Below are 15,432 nucleotides of genomic sequence, written 5' to 3' on the forward strand. Positions count from 1 at the left end.
CCCAAGGGTTCCCGTGAATGTGAAACTGACGGATGCTGCCGCCATCCTCCGAAACCGCCTGGTCAGCCCGGCGCTCTTTCTGGCCGACAAGGCGGCGGGCATTCCCACCCTGGCCGCTGTCCGTTCGGCGCTCATCGTCATGTTGCCCTTCATGTTCCTGGGCTCTCTGGCGATTCTGCTGAACAGCTTTCCCCTTGCCGCCTACAAGGATTTCATGGTCCGTTGTTTCGGTCCGCGCTGGACCCTGTTCGGCGAGACGCTCTACAGCGGCACGTTCGCCATTATGTCCCTGAGTCTGGTTTTTTCCATCGGCCAGCACCTGGTGGACCAGTTCAACAGCGGCAGCCGGATTTTCCGGGCCAACCCGGTCATTGCCGGGCTTGTTAATCTGGCGGCCCTGTTCTGTCTTTTCCCGCAGTCGACCTCACCGGAATATCTGCGCTGGTTCGGCGTTGCCGGTCTTTTTGTGGCCCTGCTGGTGGGCCTGGCCTCCACCCGGCTGTTTCTGTTTTTCTTTTCCTTCAAGCAACTCCATCTGCACTTGCGCGGCGGCGCGCCGGACATCGCCCTGCCGCGGACCTTCAATTCCTTTCTGCCCGGTATTCTGACCCTGCTGGTCTTTGCCGGCGTGGGCGCGCTGCTGCACGGCGCGGGTTCGTCCGTGCACGAACTGGCCCATCATTACATCCGTCTGCCCTTCGACGCCCTGCATGACGGCCTGGAGCGGAGCCTGCTCTACATCCTGTCCCTGCATGTGCTCTGGTTCATGGGCATCCACGGGGCCAACGTGCTGGACCCCATCACCCACGACATTTACGGCGCGGCCATGCTGGCCAATGAAGCGGCCGCCGCCGCTGGTCTGCCCCTGCCGCACATTATGACCAAAAATTTCATGGACGTGTTCGTGTTCATGGGCGGTTCCGGGTCAAGCATCTGCCTGGCGGGCGCGCTGATTCTGTTCGGCAAGACCCGCACCAGCCGGGGGCTGGGCATCCTCTCCCTCTTGCCGGGCGTGTTCAATATCAATGAAATCCTGCTGTTCGGCCTGCCCGTGGTGCTCAATCCCCTGATGCTGATTCCCTTTGTGTGCACGCCGCTGCTACTGGCCGGCGTCAGCTATCTGGCGGCAAGCTACGGTCTGGTGCCGGGCGCGAGCGTGGCCCTGGAATGGACCACGCCCGTTCTGCTCAACGGCTATCTGACCACCGGCTCTCTGAGCGGCACCCTGCTGCAATTGCTGAATCTCTCTCTGGGCATCTGTATTTACGCGCCTTTTGTGGTGCTGACCAACAAGGTCAACATCCGGCGCACCAATGCGGCCTTCGCCACCCTGGCCGAAAGGATTTACGCCGGGGACGGCGCGCCTTACAGCCGTCTGCAGGACGACGCGGGCACCCTGGCCCGCAGCCTGATCGCGGATCTGGAAGAGGGGAGCCGCGAGGCCCGGGGGCTTTCCCTGGAATATCAGCCCCAGGTTGACGCCCTGACCGGCAGGGTGGTGGGCGTGGAATCCCTGCTGCGCTGGCGGCATCCGGTTTACGGGGCTATTCCCGCGCCTGTGGGCGTGACCCTGGCCGAGGAATCCGGTCTGATCCGGCCCATGGGACTCTGGATTTTCGAAACCGCCTGCCGTACGCGCAGGCGGTGGCTGGACGCGGGGCTGACGGATCTGAGCATGGCGGTTAATGTCTCCGCGCTGCAATTGCAGGACTCCCTGCCGGAACAGTTCATGGCGATGACCCGGCGCTGGGGGCTGCCGCCCGCGCTGATGAGCCTGGAGGTGACCGAATCCAGGGCTCTGGACTCCGGTTCGCCGGAAAGCCGGGTGCTGACGCGCCTGCATGATCTGGGTTTTTCCATCGCCATTGACGACTTCGGCATGGGCCACAGCTCGTTGAAGTATCTCAAGCAGTTCCCGGTGAATTACGTGAAGATCGACGGCGAGATCACCAAGGAACTGGTCACCAACCCCATCTGCCGGGATATCGTGACTTCCATCACCCGCCTCTGCCGGGCGCGGGGCATGCTTTGCGTGGCCGAATTCGTGGAAAATGACGAACAGGTCGCCATCCTGCGCGAAGAAGGCTGCGACATCTTCCAGGGCTGGCGCTACAGCCCGTCCCTGCCCGAACGGGAATGTCTGGCCTATATTCAGGCGAATCATGCCCTTTGTGATGGAGGCGGCTTTTCCGCCGCCTCCGGCGCGGCGCGGCCGACTTCCGTCAGGGAGCCTTAGCCTGTGGCGCAACGGCACGGTAGCCGCATTCCGGGTGATTTTCGCAGGCAGCGGCACGGCGTGTGGCTGGCGGCGGTTCTGTGCTGCCTTCTGGGCCTGTTGTGCCTGCCGGGACCCACCCCCGTCGCCGCGACGCCCCCGAATCTCGCGGATTCCGTGAAACCCCTGGACAGCGCGGAGCACGCGGTCGCCGATCCGCCCGGCCTGTTCGCGGACAGTCCGCTCCGTCCCTTCTGGCATGACGCCCGCGTCAGCGGCGGCCTGTATTTCTTCGGCCGCGACCGCCGGCGCTACGACGTGGAACGCAAGACCTACCGCACCAATCTGCGCCACGGCTCTCTTCAGGCCAATCTGGATCTGGTTTCCGGCTATGCTTGGGATCACCTGGGTTTTGATTTCGGCGTGTTCACCTCTCACGATCTGTTCAATTACGGCGCGCCGGACCACGAAATGGGCTTCGAGCCCTGGCGGGATCCCTGGCATCCGGACTGGAGCAGGCATTTCACGCTCAGCGGTCTTTCCATCTACAAGGCCGCGCTCAAGGCCAAGGCCGGTCCGGCCTGGCTGCGCGTTGGCTGGCTTCAGCCCGAAGGCCCCGGCGTGCTGGGCGTGAACTGGTCCATCATGCCCGGTTCCTGGCGGGGCGTGAACGCGGGCCTGGATTTCGGGCGTTTTTCCGTGGCCGGCATGCTGGCCGACACCTACAAGGCCCCCTGGTTCCTGGACGAGTACAAGCTGATGAAAAACGACGGCGAAAGCCATCTGCCCGGCGTCTGGAGCCTGGGCGCGCGCTACGCCTTCGACAGCGGCATCACTCTGGAGGCGGCCTACGGGCAGTCGCCGGGGCATCTGCACAACGCGCATTTCAAAAGCAGCTGGGAGCTGCCTGCGGGACCGGGGCGGCTGAAATTCGGCTACCACCTCTACGCCATGACCGACAGCGACGATGACGGCGGCGTCAATGACAATTTCGACGGCATCGCCCTCCAGCATTACCTTTTCGGCCTCTATGAGCTGGACATGTGGACCTTTCGCCTGGAAGGCACCTATACCAGCGCGCCCATGTCCGGTCCCTGGAGCCAGGGACAGTTCGCCTACCGCCTGGCGGACCGCAGCGGCGGAGCCAAGGGCGCGTATGAGGTCTGGTGGGACAATCGTTCGGACTGGAACGCGGACGACGAAAAAGCCGTGTTCGCGGGCGTGGAACGGCGGCTGGACGATATCCTGCCCGTGCCGGGCTTTTACCTGGGCGTGAGCGGGGCCGTGGGCTGGGACGGCCGTGGCTGGGGCGCGTCCGAGCGCCTGCGGGAATGGGCCGTGAGCGGCGATCTGGGCTACGTCAAGCCCGACGGCCCGCTGGCGGGAGCCTTCGTCAAGCTGCATTACACGGAATACCGCAACGGCACGGACGCGCCCAGCTGGTCCGTGTACAAAAACGGCTTCCAGTCCGAGCACGATTTCAAAATTCTGATCGGCCTGCCTTTTTCGTTCTGAGCCGGAAAAAAATATCGAGTCCCGCTCTAATCCCTGGACAAAGCCCGCCGTATAGCAGAACAAGAGGGTCAGCCGCGCCTCCGCGCGGCGAAGGCTCCCATATTTTCCTCAGGAGAGGTTATGCGCTGGAAAGACATCCGCTTGGTCTACAAGCTGGGCATCGCTTTTGGCGGCATTGTCCTGTTGTTCGGCCTGTATGCCTGTTACAACTTCAACATCATTGAGAACATTGCCGGGGTGTCCGACGATCTGGACCGCAGCAGCGAGTCCGAACTGACTCTGCTCAAGGCGGAAAATGCCCACTTCATCTGGGCTGGCGAGGTGGCGGCCTACATTCTGGATGATACGGTGACCAAGCTCAATGTGGTCACCGACGGCCGCCAGTGCGCCTTTGGAAAATGGTTTTACAGCGACGGCCGCCGGGAGCTGGAGCAGCGCCTGCCCGCCGTGGCTCCGATTCTGGACGCGCTGGAAAAGCCGCATCTGGGTTTGCACGCCTCTGTGCCGGGGATTATCGAAGCCCATGAACAAGGCGATGCCGCGGCCACCCAGAGGCGGTACAGGGAAGGAATCGCCAAAAACCTGGTCCTGATCCGCGAGGGCTTGGGCAAGGCCATCAAGCTGGTGGACGAGGATCTCGCCCGCTCCAACGCCACCCTGGACAACACCCTCGTTCAGAGTCGGCGCGTGGCCCTGCTGATGAGCGGCGGCATCCTGCTGGTCTGCGTGCTGCTGGCCGTGTTCCTCACCCGCAGCATCGCCGGGCCCCTGCGCGCCCTGGTGCTCTACGCCCAGGAAGTGGCAGGCGGCAATCTGCGTGAGCCGCGCATCATTCAGAAAGACGAAGTAGGCCAGTTGAACGCGGCGCTGGGCGTGATGGTCGGCACGCTCAAGCATAAAATTGAGGAAGCCCGCGAACAGACCGATATGGCCATGGCCAAAAGCCGGGAAGCCGAAGCGGCCCTGACCTCGGCCGAGGAGGCCGCTCGGGAGTCGGCGGCCAAAAACGAGTTGATTCTGGAGGCCTGCCAACGCATTGAAGATGTGGTGAGCAACGCAAACCGTGCTTCGGGCGAGCTGTCCACCGGCATTATTCAGTCCAAGCAGGGCGCTGAGGTGCAGGCCCGCAAGATTTCCGAAACCGCCTCGGCCATGGAGCAGATGAGTTCCGTGGTGATTGAGGTGAGCCGCAACGCGTCCTCCGCGGCGGAGCTTTCCGCCGATGCGCGTCAGAAGGCCGAGGAGGGCGCGGACGTCGTCCTGGATGTGACCCGGAGCATCCGCAGCGTGCAGGAACAATCCCGTCAGCTCAAAGAGGATATGCAGACCCTGGGCCAGCACGCCCAGGCGGTAAACCGGATTATGGGCGTGATTTCGGATATCGCGGACCAGACCAATCTGCTGGCTCTCAACGCGGCCATTGAGGCGGCGCGCGCGGGCGAATCCGGGCGCGGCTTCGCCGTGGTGGCCGACGAGGTGCGCAAGCTGGCCGAAAAAACCATGGCGTCCACCACGGATGTGGACAATGCCGTGCGCGCCATCCAGCAGAGCGCGGACAAGAACATGCGCCAGGTGGACGAGACCGTGCAGACCATTGAGCAGGCTACGGAACTGACCGGCAGGTCCGGCGAGGCCCTGCGCGAAATCGTCGCCATTGTGGACGGCGCGGCCACCCAGGTGCGGGCCATTGCCACGGCCAGCGAGGAGCAGGCCGCCTCCAGCCGCGAGATGGCCGACGCCATCAACGAGGTGGACAGCGTGGCCGGGCAGACCGCCCAGGCCATGAACAACGCGGCGCGCTCCGTGGCGGATCTGGCCGCGCAGACCCGGACCCTGCATTCTCTGGTCATGGAAATGCGCGGCAGGGAGTAAGCGCGCACGGCGGCGGGGGAGAGGCTTGACGCCCGAAGGGCGGATGGAGACAAGCCCGCTTTTTTATCCGTCCGCCCTGCTGAAAATCGCAGGGCGGACGGATTTAATTTTAGTTTTGCCGGCCTCTTATTTGTCGTGATTATCCGTCAAAACCAGCCTTGCCGGCACCGAAAAATCTTATTTTTTAGGATGCTCCCGACGCCAGCCATCCGCCTGCGCTGCGCTCCGGCGGAACAAAGGTGGCTTTGCCCCTTTTTGTCCGTCTCTCGGGCGATCAAGTCGATAAATAAGATTTTTTAGATGCGTCCGCCCGCTGAAAATCGCCGCGCCCCTTGACAGTCCGGCCTCGTCTGGGCTATGTCCAACCCCTTGGAGTTTTCCCTGTGTAACTTTCCTTATGGAGGAATACATGCCCACGATCAATCAGCTCATCCGCATTGAGCGGAAGGCCGTGGTGAAACGCAAGAAGACCCCGGCGTTGCAGGCCTGCCCGCAGCGTCGCGGTGTGTGCACCCGCGTTTACACCACCACCCCGAAAAAGCCGAACTCGGCCCTGCGTAAGGTCGCCCGTGTGCGCCTGACCAACGGCATTGAAGTGACGGCCTACATCCCCGGCGAAGGCCACAACCTGCAGGAGCACTCCGTGGTGATCATCCGCGGCGGCCGTGTGAAAGACCTTCCCGGCGTCCGTTATCACATCGTGCGCGGCACCCTGGATACCTCCGGTGTGGCCGACCGCCGCAAGAGCCGTTCCAAGTACGGCGCCAAGCGACCCAAGTAGGTTTTCGATTCCGTTCACTTTTGACCATCCGTCCGGCGTGCGCCATGCGCCGCGCCACGGCCGCCCGCTTTCAGGTTGGGCGCCGGCGCGTCGCGGGGTTGGTGACGCCGCAATATACGCATGAAGGAGAAACCCCATGCCTCGTAAAGGTCCTGTTCCCAAGAGGGAAGTGCTGCCCGATCCGCTGTACTCCAGCCGTCTGGTCACCAAATTCGTGAACCGGCTGATGTATAACGGCAAAAAAGGCGCGGCTGAAAAGATTTTTTACAGCTCCCTGGAAACCCTGGCTGAAAAGACGGGCGAAGATCCCATGCGCGCCTTTGAAAAGGCCCTGGACAACGTCAAGCCGCATATGGAAGTCAAGGCCCGCCGCGTGGGCGGCGCCACCTACCAGGTGCCCATGGAAGTGCGTCCCGAGCGTCAGGTCTCCCTGTCCATCCGCTGGCTGATCAACTATTCCCGTTCGCGCGGTGAAAAAGGGATGACCGCCAAACTTTCCGCCGAACTGCTGGATGCCTATAACGGTCGCGGCGGCGCGGTGAAAAAGCGTGAAGACACCCACCGCATGGCCGACGCCAACAAGGCCTTCTCCCACTACCGCTGGTAAGGCCGCCACGATCAGATTCGCATGCCGCCGACGCCGCGTCCGCAAGGAAGCGGCGTCGGTTTGGTACCACCCCTTCCGCAGTATGGAGGAAATACCGTGTCCCGCACTGTTCCCGTAGACAAACAGCGCAATATAGGCATCATGGCCCATATTGACGCCGGCAAGACAACCACCACCGAGCGTATCCTTTTTTACACCGGCGTTTCCCATAAAATCGGCGAAACCCACGACGGCGAATCCACCATGGACTGGATGGAGCAGGAGCAGGAGCGCGGCATCACCATTACCTCCGCCGCCACCACCTGCTTCTGGAAGGACTGCCGCATCAACATCATCGACACCCCCGGCCACGTGGACTTCACCATTGAGGTGGAGCGCTCCCTGCGCGTGCTGGACGGCGCTGTCTGCGTGTTCGACGCCGTGGCCGGCGTGGAGCCGCAGTCCGAAACGGTCTGGCGTCAGGCCGACCGCTATCACGTGCCGCGCATCTGCTTTGTGAACAAGATGGACCGCATCGGCGCCAATTTCTTCCGTTGCGTGGACATGATCCACGACCGTCTGGGCGCCAAGGCCGTGCCCCTGCAGTTGCCCATCGGCGCTGAGGACAAGTTTGAAGGCGTGGTGGATCTGGTGCGCGGCAAGGCCATCCGTTTCGACAAGACCACCAAGGGCGCTGAATTCGTCGAGGAGGACGTGCCCGCCGAGTTGAAGGACCTCTTTGACGAAAAACACCACGAACTGCTGGAAGCCGTGGCCGAAGAGGATGAAGCCCTGCTCGAAAAGTATCTGGGCGGGGAAACCCTCAGCGAAGAGGAGATCATCTCCTGCATCCGCAAGGCCACCATCGCCCGCAACATCGTGCCGGTGCTCTGCGGTTCGGCCTTCCGCAACATGGGCGTGCAGCCTCTGCTGGACGCCACGGTGGACTATCTGCCTTCGCCCGTGGATATTCCGCCCATGACCGGCCACGTGCCCGGCAAGGAAGATGAAATCATCGAATGCCACTGCGACGACAAGGAGCCCCTGGCCGGTCTGGTCTTCAAGCTTTTTTCCGACCCCTTCATCGGGCACCTCTCCTTCTTCCGCATCTATTCCGGCTGCCTGGAATCGGGCAGCAGCGTGTACAACGCCAACACCGGCAAGAAGGAACGCATCGGCCGCATCCTCAAGATGCACGCCAACAAGCGCGAGGACATCAAGTGGGCCGGCGCGGGCGACATCGTAGCTCTGGTGGGCCTGAAGAACGCCTCCACCGGCGACACGCTCTGCGATGAAAAGCGCGAAGTGATTCTGGAATCCCTGAATATTCCCGAACCGGTCATTGAAGTGGCCATCGAGCCCAAGACCAAGGCCGACCGTGACGCTCTTTCCGCCGCCCTGAACAAGCTGGCCAAGGAAGACCCCTCCTTCCGCGTCAAGGGCGACGAGGAAACCAACCAGACCCTTATCGCCGGCATGGGCGAACTGCATCTGGAAATCATCGTGGACCGCCTGACCCGCGAGTTCAACGTCAACGCCAATGTGGGCAAGCCTCAGGTGGCCTACCGCGAAACCATCTCCAAGCCCTCCAAGTCGGACATGAAGCACGCCAAGCAGTCCGGCGGCCGCGGCCAGTACGGCCACTGCGTCATTGAGGTGGAGCCGAATCCGGGCAAGGGCTATGAGTTCATCAACTCGATCACCGGCGGCGTGATTCCCAAGGAATACATCCCGGCCATCGACAAGGGCATTCAGGACGCCATGAAGTCCGGCGTACTGGCGGGCTTCCCCTGCGTTGACCTCAAGGTCAACCTGGTGTTCGGCTCCTATCACGAAGTGGACTCCTCGGAACAGGCCTTCTACGTGGCCGGTTCCATGGCCATCAAGGACGCCATGCACAAGGCCGGTCCGGTGCTGCTGGAGCCCATCATGGACGTGGAAGTGGTCACGCCCGAAGAATATCTGGGCGACGTCATGGGCGACCTCAACGGCCGTCGCGGCCGCGTGCAGAGCATGGAAGCCCGCGCCGGCGGCGCGCAGAGCGTGCGTGCCCAGGTGCCCTTGGCCTCCATGTTCGGCTATGCCACAGACCTGCGTTCGCGCACTCAGGGCCGCGCCACCTTCACCATGCAGTTCGACCATTACGAACGCGTGCCTGCGGCCTTGGCTGAAGAGATTCAAAAGGCTAAGAACTAATGGCTTGAAGATGTTTTTTTGCGGGGGAGGGCCCCTTTTAAAAAAGGTCTCCTCCCCCGACCCCCTACCCCCTAAAATTTTTATTTGGATGTTCTTCCGTCGTCGAGCGGAGCGAGTGCAGCGCTTTTGAAGCTGTACGCGGACCGGATAAAAGTTTTTGGAAGGATGGGGGCTTGGGGGAAGGAAACCTTGTTGAAACAAGGTTTCCTTCCCCCAAAGCTTTTTCTCACCTTCACGCACGAGGCGTTCCATGATCGACGATCTTCCCAAAGGTTTCAAAGCCGGAGCCGCGGCGGCCAGTTTCAAGAAGGCGGGCCGCGACGACCTGGGCCTGATTGTTTCCGACCGGCCCTGCGTGCTGGCCGGCATGTTCACCCAAAACCTGTTCAAGGCCGCGCCGGTCCTGGTCTGTCAGGAAATCCTCGGCACATGCGGCACGGCCCGCGCGGTGCTGGCCAATTCCGGCCAGGCCAACGCCTGCACCGGCGAGGAAGGCCTGGACAACTGTCGGGCCACGCAGAAGATGGTGGCTGAGGCCGCGGGCCTGACGCCGCGGGAAATTCTGCCCGTTTCCACCGGCGTGGTTGGGGCGCATCTCAAAATGGATCTCTGGCGCGACGCCGTGCCCGCCCTGGTTCAAAGCCTGGGCAGCCGCGACGCCGAGGGCTTCACTCGTGCCTTCATGACCACGGATGCCTTTCCCAAGTTCGCCATGCGCGAGGTGACGCTTTCCGGGGGCACGGCGCGCCTGACGGTCATGGCCAAGGGCGCGGGCATGATCTGCCCCAACATGGCGACCATGCTCTGCGTGGCCCTCACGGACGCCGACGTGGAGCGCGCGCCGTGGCAGGCCATGTTCGGCCGGGCCGTAGACAAGACCTTCAACCGGGTCAGCGTGGACGGCGACACGTCCACCAACGACACCATCTTGGGCCTGGCCAACGGCGCGTCCGGCGTGGCCGCCCGCTCCGAAGCGGATCTGGCTCTGCTGGAGGAGGCCCTGACGGCCATTCTGGGCACGGTCTCGCACATGCTGGTCATGGACGGCGAAGGCGCAAGCAAGGTCATCCACATCACGGTGACCGGAGCCCGCGACGACAAGGACGCCGAACTGGTGGCCCGCAGCGTGGGCCATTCCCAGCTGGTCAAGACGGCCATCTACGGCGGCGACGCCAACTGGGGCCGCATTGTCACGGCCGTGGGGTACAGCGGCGCGCAATTTGATCCCTCCAAGGTGGGCCTGCGCCTCTGCGGGGTGGAGCGCTTCCGTCTGGGCCGTCCGGTCAATGACGATCAGGAGGAAAAGCTGGCCGAGTTGCTCAAGGCCAAGGATGTGGACGTGGAGATTGACCTGGGCGGCGGCCCCGGCGGCTATACCTTCCAGGCCTCGGATCTGGGACATGAGTATGTGACGCTGAATTCGGACTATCGGTCATAGAACGGAGTACCTTACTCCGGCGCTGTTGCAAATCAAAAAAGGCCCGTTCCTCGGTACAGGAGCGGGCCTTCTCGCGCGCTTGGCGCCGCGTTCAGAGCCGTTTCAACGTGGAAATCCACGCTAAATATTTTCCGTCACCCAGTCCACAATGGGGGCCATGCGCTTGAGCGAGTACTGGTTAGGGCCGGATTTCTGGGCCAGATCGTCAAACTGGCCTTCCACCCGGTAGATGCGCCAGTCGCCCGCGGGCAGGCGGCCCGCCGCGATTTCGGCGTTAAGCGCCGCGCGGGCGTCCGTGGGCGCGCAGAAGAGCGGAAAATCCTGCGCCATGGGGTCCAACACCACATCCGCGCCTCCGGCGATGTCGATAATGTAATTGCCCGGCGCGTAGACATAGACGAAGGGGCAGGGCGCAGGCTGGGGAGCGGCTTGCTCCACAGGCGCGCTTTTGCCGCCGCAGGCGGCGAGCAGCAGAGCCAGCATGATTCCCGGAAGGGCGCGTGATTTCATAACCTCGACCTTTGTTGTGAAACGGATGGTGAAAGGAGTCAGCGCCGGGCCGCCATGGCCCGCAGGCGCTGGATGCGTTCCTCCAGCGGCGGATGCGTGCTGAACAGGTTGGCCATGCCGCCGTTACCGAACAGCGGAGCCACAATGAACATCTGTTCCGTGCTGGGATTGCCCTCCCGCATGGGAATTTGCCCGCTGGCCGCGCCCAGTTTGGCCAGGGCCCCGGCCAGGGCCAGAGGCTGGCCGCAGAGCGCCGCGCCCGTGTCGTCGGCCAGATATTCACGCGAACGTGAAATGGCCATCTGGATCAGACCGGCCGCAATGGGCGCGAGCAGGGCCAGGACCAGCGCGCCGATGGGGTTGCCGCCGCCTTCGCCGTCGCGGTTGCCGCCAAAAATGGCCGTGAACTGGAAGATGTTGGCCAGGGTCACAATGGCCGAAGCCAGCACCCCGGCCACGGTCTGGATGAGGATGTCCCGGTTGACGATATGGCCCACCTCATGGGCCACCACGCCGCGCAGTTCCTCGGGTGAGAGCAGGCGCATGAGGCCCTCGGTCACGGCCACCACCGCGTGCTGCGGGTCGCGGCCCGTGGCGAAGGCATTGGGGGCTTCTTCCGGCACCACGCAGACGCGCGGTTTGGGAATGCCCGCGTTGACGGCCAGTTCTTCCACGATCCTGTGCAGATAGGGCGCTTCCTCGGGGGCCAGTTCCCGCGCATGATACATGGACAGCACGATTTTGTCCGAATACCAGTAGCTGCCCACATTCATCACCAGGGCCAGGCCGAAGGCGATGATCACGCCGGTGCGGCCGCCCATCAGGCCGCCCAGCACGATGATGATGCCGGAAAGCAGGGCCAGCAGTAAAACGGTTTTTATCTGGCTGGTCATTACATATTCTCCTTGTCTTCAAGCTGTGCCGCGGGGCATTTTCCGTACCGTAACACCACTATACTATAAGCATTAGGTTTATACTGACAAGGTTCGCGCCGGGCGCGGTTTTTTGCCGCCGGCGGCTAAAAGGCCCGCCTGGCCTGCCACCAGAGCTGAAAGACCAGCAGGGTCCACAGCGGCTTGCGCAAATCCGCCCGGCCCGAGATGTGCGCGTCCATGAGCGCGCGCACGGCCGCGGGATTGAAAATGCCCTGGTCGCGCAGGCGCGTTTCGCCGAGCAGGTCTTCCATGAGCGGGCGCATCCGCCCGCGCAGCCAGGCCGCCACGGGAATCTGGAAGCCGCGTTTGTTGCGGTGCAGGATCTCCGGCGGCAGCAGGTCGGCAAAGGCTTTTTTGAGCAGATATTTGCGCTTGAAGTCGTGCAGTTTGTGGCGCACGGGCAGCCGGGCCGCGAATTCGGCCACATCCCGGTCCAGAAAGGGCGCGCGCACTTCCAGGGAGTGGAGCATGGAGCAGCGGTCCACCTTGACCAGGATGTCGTCCAGCATGAACTGGCGGGCATAGACGTGAAAGGCGCGGGCCAGCGGGGCAGCCGCGCTTTCCGGCCGCCAGTGCTCGTAGTGTTCGCGGGTGGGGGCGAAAAGGCGTTCCGGACGGAGGAAATCGCCATGTTCTTCCAGCCAGGGGGCGGACAGAATTTCGCGCTGCATGTCCGGCGTAAAGGCCGTGAGCATGGTCTGCACGCGCTCCCAGGCCGGAGCGTGCGCCCCGCGCAGAAAGGTGTCCACGGCCAGGCGCGGATTGATGTATCCGGCCGATGCGGGCAGATGCCGGGCCAGAGGTTCGATGATCCCGCGCCGGACGAAGGCGGGCAGGGTGTTGTACCACTCCGCCGCCTTGAAGCCGATGTAGTGTTCATACCCGGCCCAGAGCTCGTCGGCCCCGTCCCCGCCCAGGGCCACGGTGACCTTTTCGCGCGTGACGCCCGAAAGCAGCCAGGTGGGCGCCACCGAGGCGTCGGCCATGGGCACGTCCATGCGGCTGACGATGCCGGGCAACTCGTCGGCGCATTCCTCGGCCGAGAGTACCCGTTCGTGGTGGTCCGTGCCGAAGGCCCTGGCCGCGATGCGGGCGTAGCGGGATTCGTCGTAGCTGGCCTCGGTGAAGCCGATGGAAAAGGTCTTGATGGGCGTGGCGGACTGCCGGGCCATGAGCCCGGCCACAATGGAGGAATCAATGCCCCCGGAAAGAAAGACGCCCAGCGGCACGTCGCTGACCATGCGCCGCCGTACGGCCCGGGAGAGCAGGCGGTTCAGCTCCCGGCAGAGTTCGCCCTCGTCCCTGGGGTCGGTTTCGTCCGGCACGGGCATGTCCCAGTAACGCCCCAGGCTGATCCGCCCTTTTTCCAGCAGCAACAGATGGGAGGGCGGCAGGCTCCGGACCTCGGCGTAGATGGTCAGGGGCGTGGGCACGTACTCATAGGCCAGGTAGCGCATGACCGCCTGCGGGTCCACTGTGAAGGCCAGCTCCGGCACGCGGGTCAGGGCCGTGAGTTCCGAGGCGAAGTACAGGGCGTTGCGCTGCACTGTATAGAAAAAGGGTTTTTTGCCGAAACGGTCGCGGGCGCAGAACAGGCGGCGGCGCTCCGCGTCCCAGAGGGCGAAGGCGAACATGCCGTCGAAATGCGCCAGACAGTCCGCGCCCCAGCGACGGTAGCCCTCCAGAATGACTTCCGTGTCCGAATTGCTCTGGAAGCGCGCGCCGTCCGCCGTCAGTTCGTCCCTGATTTCGGCGAAGTTGTAGATCTCGCCGTTGAAGACCACGCTCAGACGTCCGTCGGCGCTGTGCATGGGCTGGCCGCCGCCGGACAGGTCAATGATGGAAAGCCGCCGGTGCCCCAGACAGACCGGACCGGATTGCCAGAGGCCCTCGCCGTCAGGTCCCCGGTGGGCCAGACAGTCGGTCATGGCTTTGACCCTGATTGCGGCCTCCGGGGCGAGGGTTGCGCCGTCCACACGGCAGATGCCGGCTATGCCGCACATGTTTTTTCCCAGTGGGCGTACCGGCTGATGAACAGCTCGGCCAACCGCAGATTATTGGTGTGGGGATCGAACATTTCCCGGGCCAGGCGCGCGCCGTTACGACCCATGCGCCGGGCTTCCTCCGGGTGTCCGGCCAGCCAGAGCACAGCTTGGGCCAGGGCTTCGGGATCGCCGGGGGCCACGGCCAGGCCGGTGTCGTGGTCGCGTACCACCTCGGGCAGGGCGTTGACCGTGGTGCTGACCACCGGCAGGCCGTAGGCCAGGGCTTCAATGACCGTATTGGGGATGCCGTCGCGACGGCCCGAGGCGTGCACCACGCAGGGGGCCACGAAAATATCATGCTCGCTCAGAATGCGCGGCAGTTCGTTGTGGGAAATCAGACCCGGCATGGCGACCTGCTCTTCCAGCCCCAGATCCTTGCGCATTCTGACCAGTTCCGCGCCCAGATGTCCCAGACCCATGACCTTGCCGCCGCCTCCGGCCAGGGTCAGGCTGAAGTCAAGGCCGCGTTCCCGCAGGATGCCGCAGGCCTTCAGCAGAACGTCAAATCCCTTGGTCACGTCAAAACGCCCCAAGGCCAGCAGCCGCACGGGCGTATGCTCCAGGCGTCGCGCGCCGTCCTCGCCATCCGGGCCATCCGGGCAATCCGGCAGGGTCAGGCTGTTGTAAACCAGAACCACCTTGCCTTTGGCCTGACCCTGACCGAAGGCCTCAATGCGGGCCTGATCCGCCGCGTTGTTGGCGCGCACGAAAAGCGCCGCGCCCAGCTTGTCCGCCAGATCCGGGTCCGCGGGCTCAAGGTTGTCGCCGCGTGCTGAAGTGGCGAAGGGAATGCCCGCGATATCGGCGGCCACCCAGGCTGCCGTTGCCGTGCCGCGCGGCCACGGCGCGTAGATCAGGTCGATGCCTTCCTCACGGAAGAGACGTCCCAGATAGCAGCCCGCGCCAAAAGCCCAGAGATTCTCGCCCAGTACTTCCAGACTGCGCCAGCGATGGAATAGGCTGCGCCGGAACAAGTGGCAGAAGCGCAGAGGCCGGGTCAGCAGCAAAAGCAGTATTTCCAAGGTGAAACGGAACAGGGCTCCGGCCCCGAAGGCGCGCACGCTGTCCGCCGCCGCCCGCATTTCCGTGGAACAGTGGCGCAGATTGCGGCTGTACAGGCTGTAGACGGTCAGCGGCAGATGTTGCCTGAGGCCTTCCACTTCGCGAAAAATGAACGGCTGGGTGAAAAGCGGATACCACAGCAGCACGCAGGCCACATGCGGCAGACCGGCGGGAAGAGGGTCACGCGCCTCCGGCGGGACAGGATGGTTCTGTTCAGTCATGCGGGTTCTCCTCAATCGCTCCCCTTGGTTGCTTCGCCTTTCCGGAATCCTTCTCC

General features: G+C 63.5%; 11 protein-coding genes. 7 read left to right on the forward strand and 4 right to left on the reverse strand.

Translation table 11 applies throughout. The features are described from left to right. Positions 1–13: 13 nt before the first annotated feature. The 7 genes from FYJ44_RS03150 to argJ all read left to right on the forward strand — a co-directional run bounded on the left by FYJ44_RS03150 (position 14) and on the right by argJ (position 10,603). On the forward strand, positions 14–2,236 hold the full coding sequence (locus FYJ44_RS03150) for an EAL domain-containing protein (RefSeq protein WP_326833662.1): 2,223 nt from the start codon (positions 14–16) through the stop codon (positions 2,234–2,236). 3 nt (positions 2,237–2,239) lie between these two features. Beyond that, positions 2,240–3,730, forward strand: coding sequence for an OprD family outer membrane porin (locus tag FYJ44_RS03155; RefSeq protein ID WP_288229738.1), 1,491 nt, complete (start codon positions 2,240–2,242; stop codon positions 3,728–3,730). A gap of 120 nt (positions 3,731–3,850) precedes the next feature. Then, positions 3,851–5,602 (forward strand): methyl-accepting chemotaxis protein, encoded by a 1,752-nt coding sequence (locus FYJ44_RS03160; protein WP_154509079.1) that lies wholly within the window; start codon positions 3,851–3,853, stop codon positions 5,600–5,602. Between the two features lie 409 nt (positions 5,603–6,011). Further along, positions 6,012–6,383 carry a 30S ribosomal protein S12 gene (gene rpsL, locus FYJ44_RS03165; protein WP_008683436.1) on the forward strand — a complete coding sequence of 124 codons (372 nt, stop codon included), beginning with the start codon at positions 6,012–6,014 and terminating at the stop codon, positions 6,381–6,383. 136 nt (positions 6,384–6,519) lie between these two features. Then, positions 6,520–6,990: a 30S ribosomal protein S7 gene (rpsG, locus tag FYJ44_RS03170; RefSeq protein WP_154509081.1), complete on the forward strand. Its 471-nt coding sequence runs from the start codon at positions 6,520–6,522 to the stop codon at positions 6,988–6,990. Between the two features lie 96 nt (positions 6,991–7,086). Continuing rightward, complete coding sequence (gene fusA, locus FYJ44_RS03175) at positions 7,087–9,165, forward strand: elongation factor G (protein WP_288230054.1); 2,079 nt, start codon at positions 7,087–7,089, stop codon at positions 9,163–9,165. A gap of 253 nt (positions 9,166–9,418) precedes the next feature. After that, positions 9,419–10,603: a bifunctional glutamate N-acetyltransferase/amino-acid acetyltransferase ArgJ gene (gene argJ, locus FYJ44_RS03180; protein ID WP_320860727.1), complete on the forward strand. Its 1,185-nt coding sequence runs from the start codon at positions 9,419–9,421 to the stop codon at positions 10,601–10,603. A 120-nt stretch (positions 10,604–10,723) separates the two neighbouring features. Here argJ and FYJ44_RS03185 read toward each other — a convergent pair whose 3' ends face one another. From FYJ44_RS03185 to FYJ44_RS03200, 4 genes are all read right to left on the reverse strand, one after another. Next, on the reverse strand, positions 10,724–11,113 hold the full coding sequence (locus FYJ44_RS03185) for a DVU_2496 family lipoprotein (protein WP_154509085.1): 390 nt from the start codon (positions 11,111–11,113) through the stop codon (positions 10,724–10,726). A 38-nt stretch (positions 11,114–11,151) separates the two neighbouring features. Then, positions 11,152–12,006: a zinc metalloprotease HtpX gene (locus FYJ44_RS03190; protein WP_154509087.1), complete on the reverse strand. Its 855-nt coding sequence runs from the start codon at positions 12,004–12,006 to the stop codon at positions 11,152–11,154. A 125-nt stretch (positions 12,007–12,131) separates the two neighbouring features. Beyond that, positions 12,132–14,051, reverse strand: a complete 1,920-nt coding sequence (gene asnB / locus FYJ44_RS03195) for an asparagine synthase (glutamine-hydrolyzing) (protein ID WP_154509089.1) — start codon at positions 14,049–14,051, stop codon at positions 12,132–12,134. Next, entirely contained in the window at positions 14,039–15,376 is a 1,338-nt protein-coding gene (locus FYJ44_RS03200; protein ID WP_154509091.1) for a glycosyltransferase family 4 protein, read from the reverse strand. Before FYJ44_RS03200 ends, asnB begins: the two co-directional genes overlap by 13 nt. Positions 15,377–15,432: the final 56 nt, after the last annotated feature.

Source organism: Desulfovibrio porci (assembly GCF_009696265.1).
GTDB classification, from domain to species: domain Bacteria; phylum Desulfobacterota; class Desulfovibrionia; order Desulfovibrionales; family Desulfovibrionaceae; genus Desulfovibrio; species Desulfovibrio porci.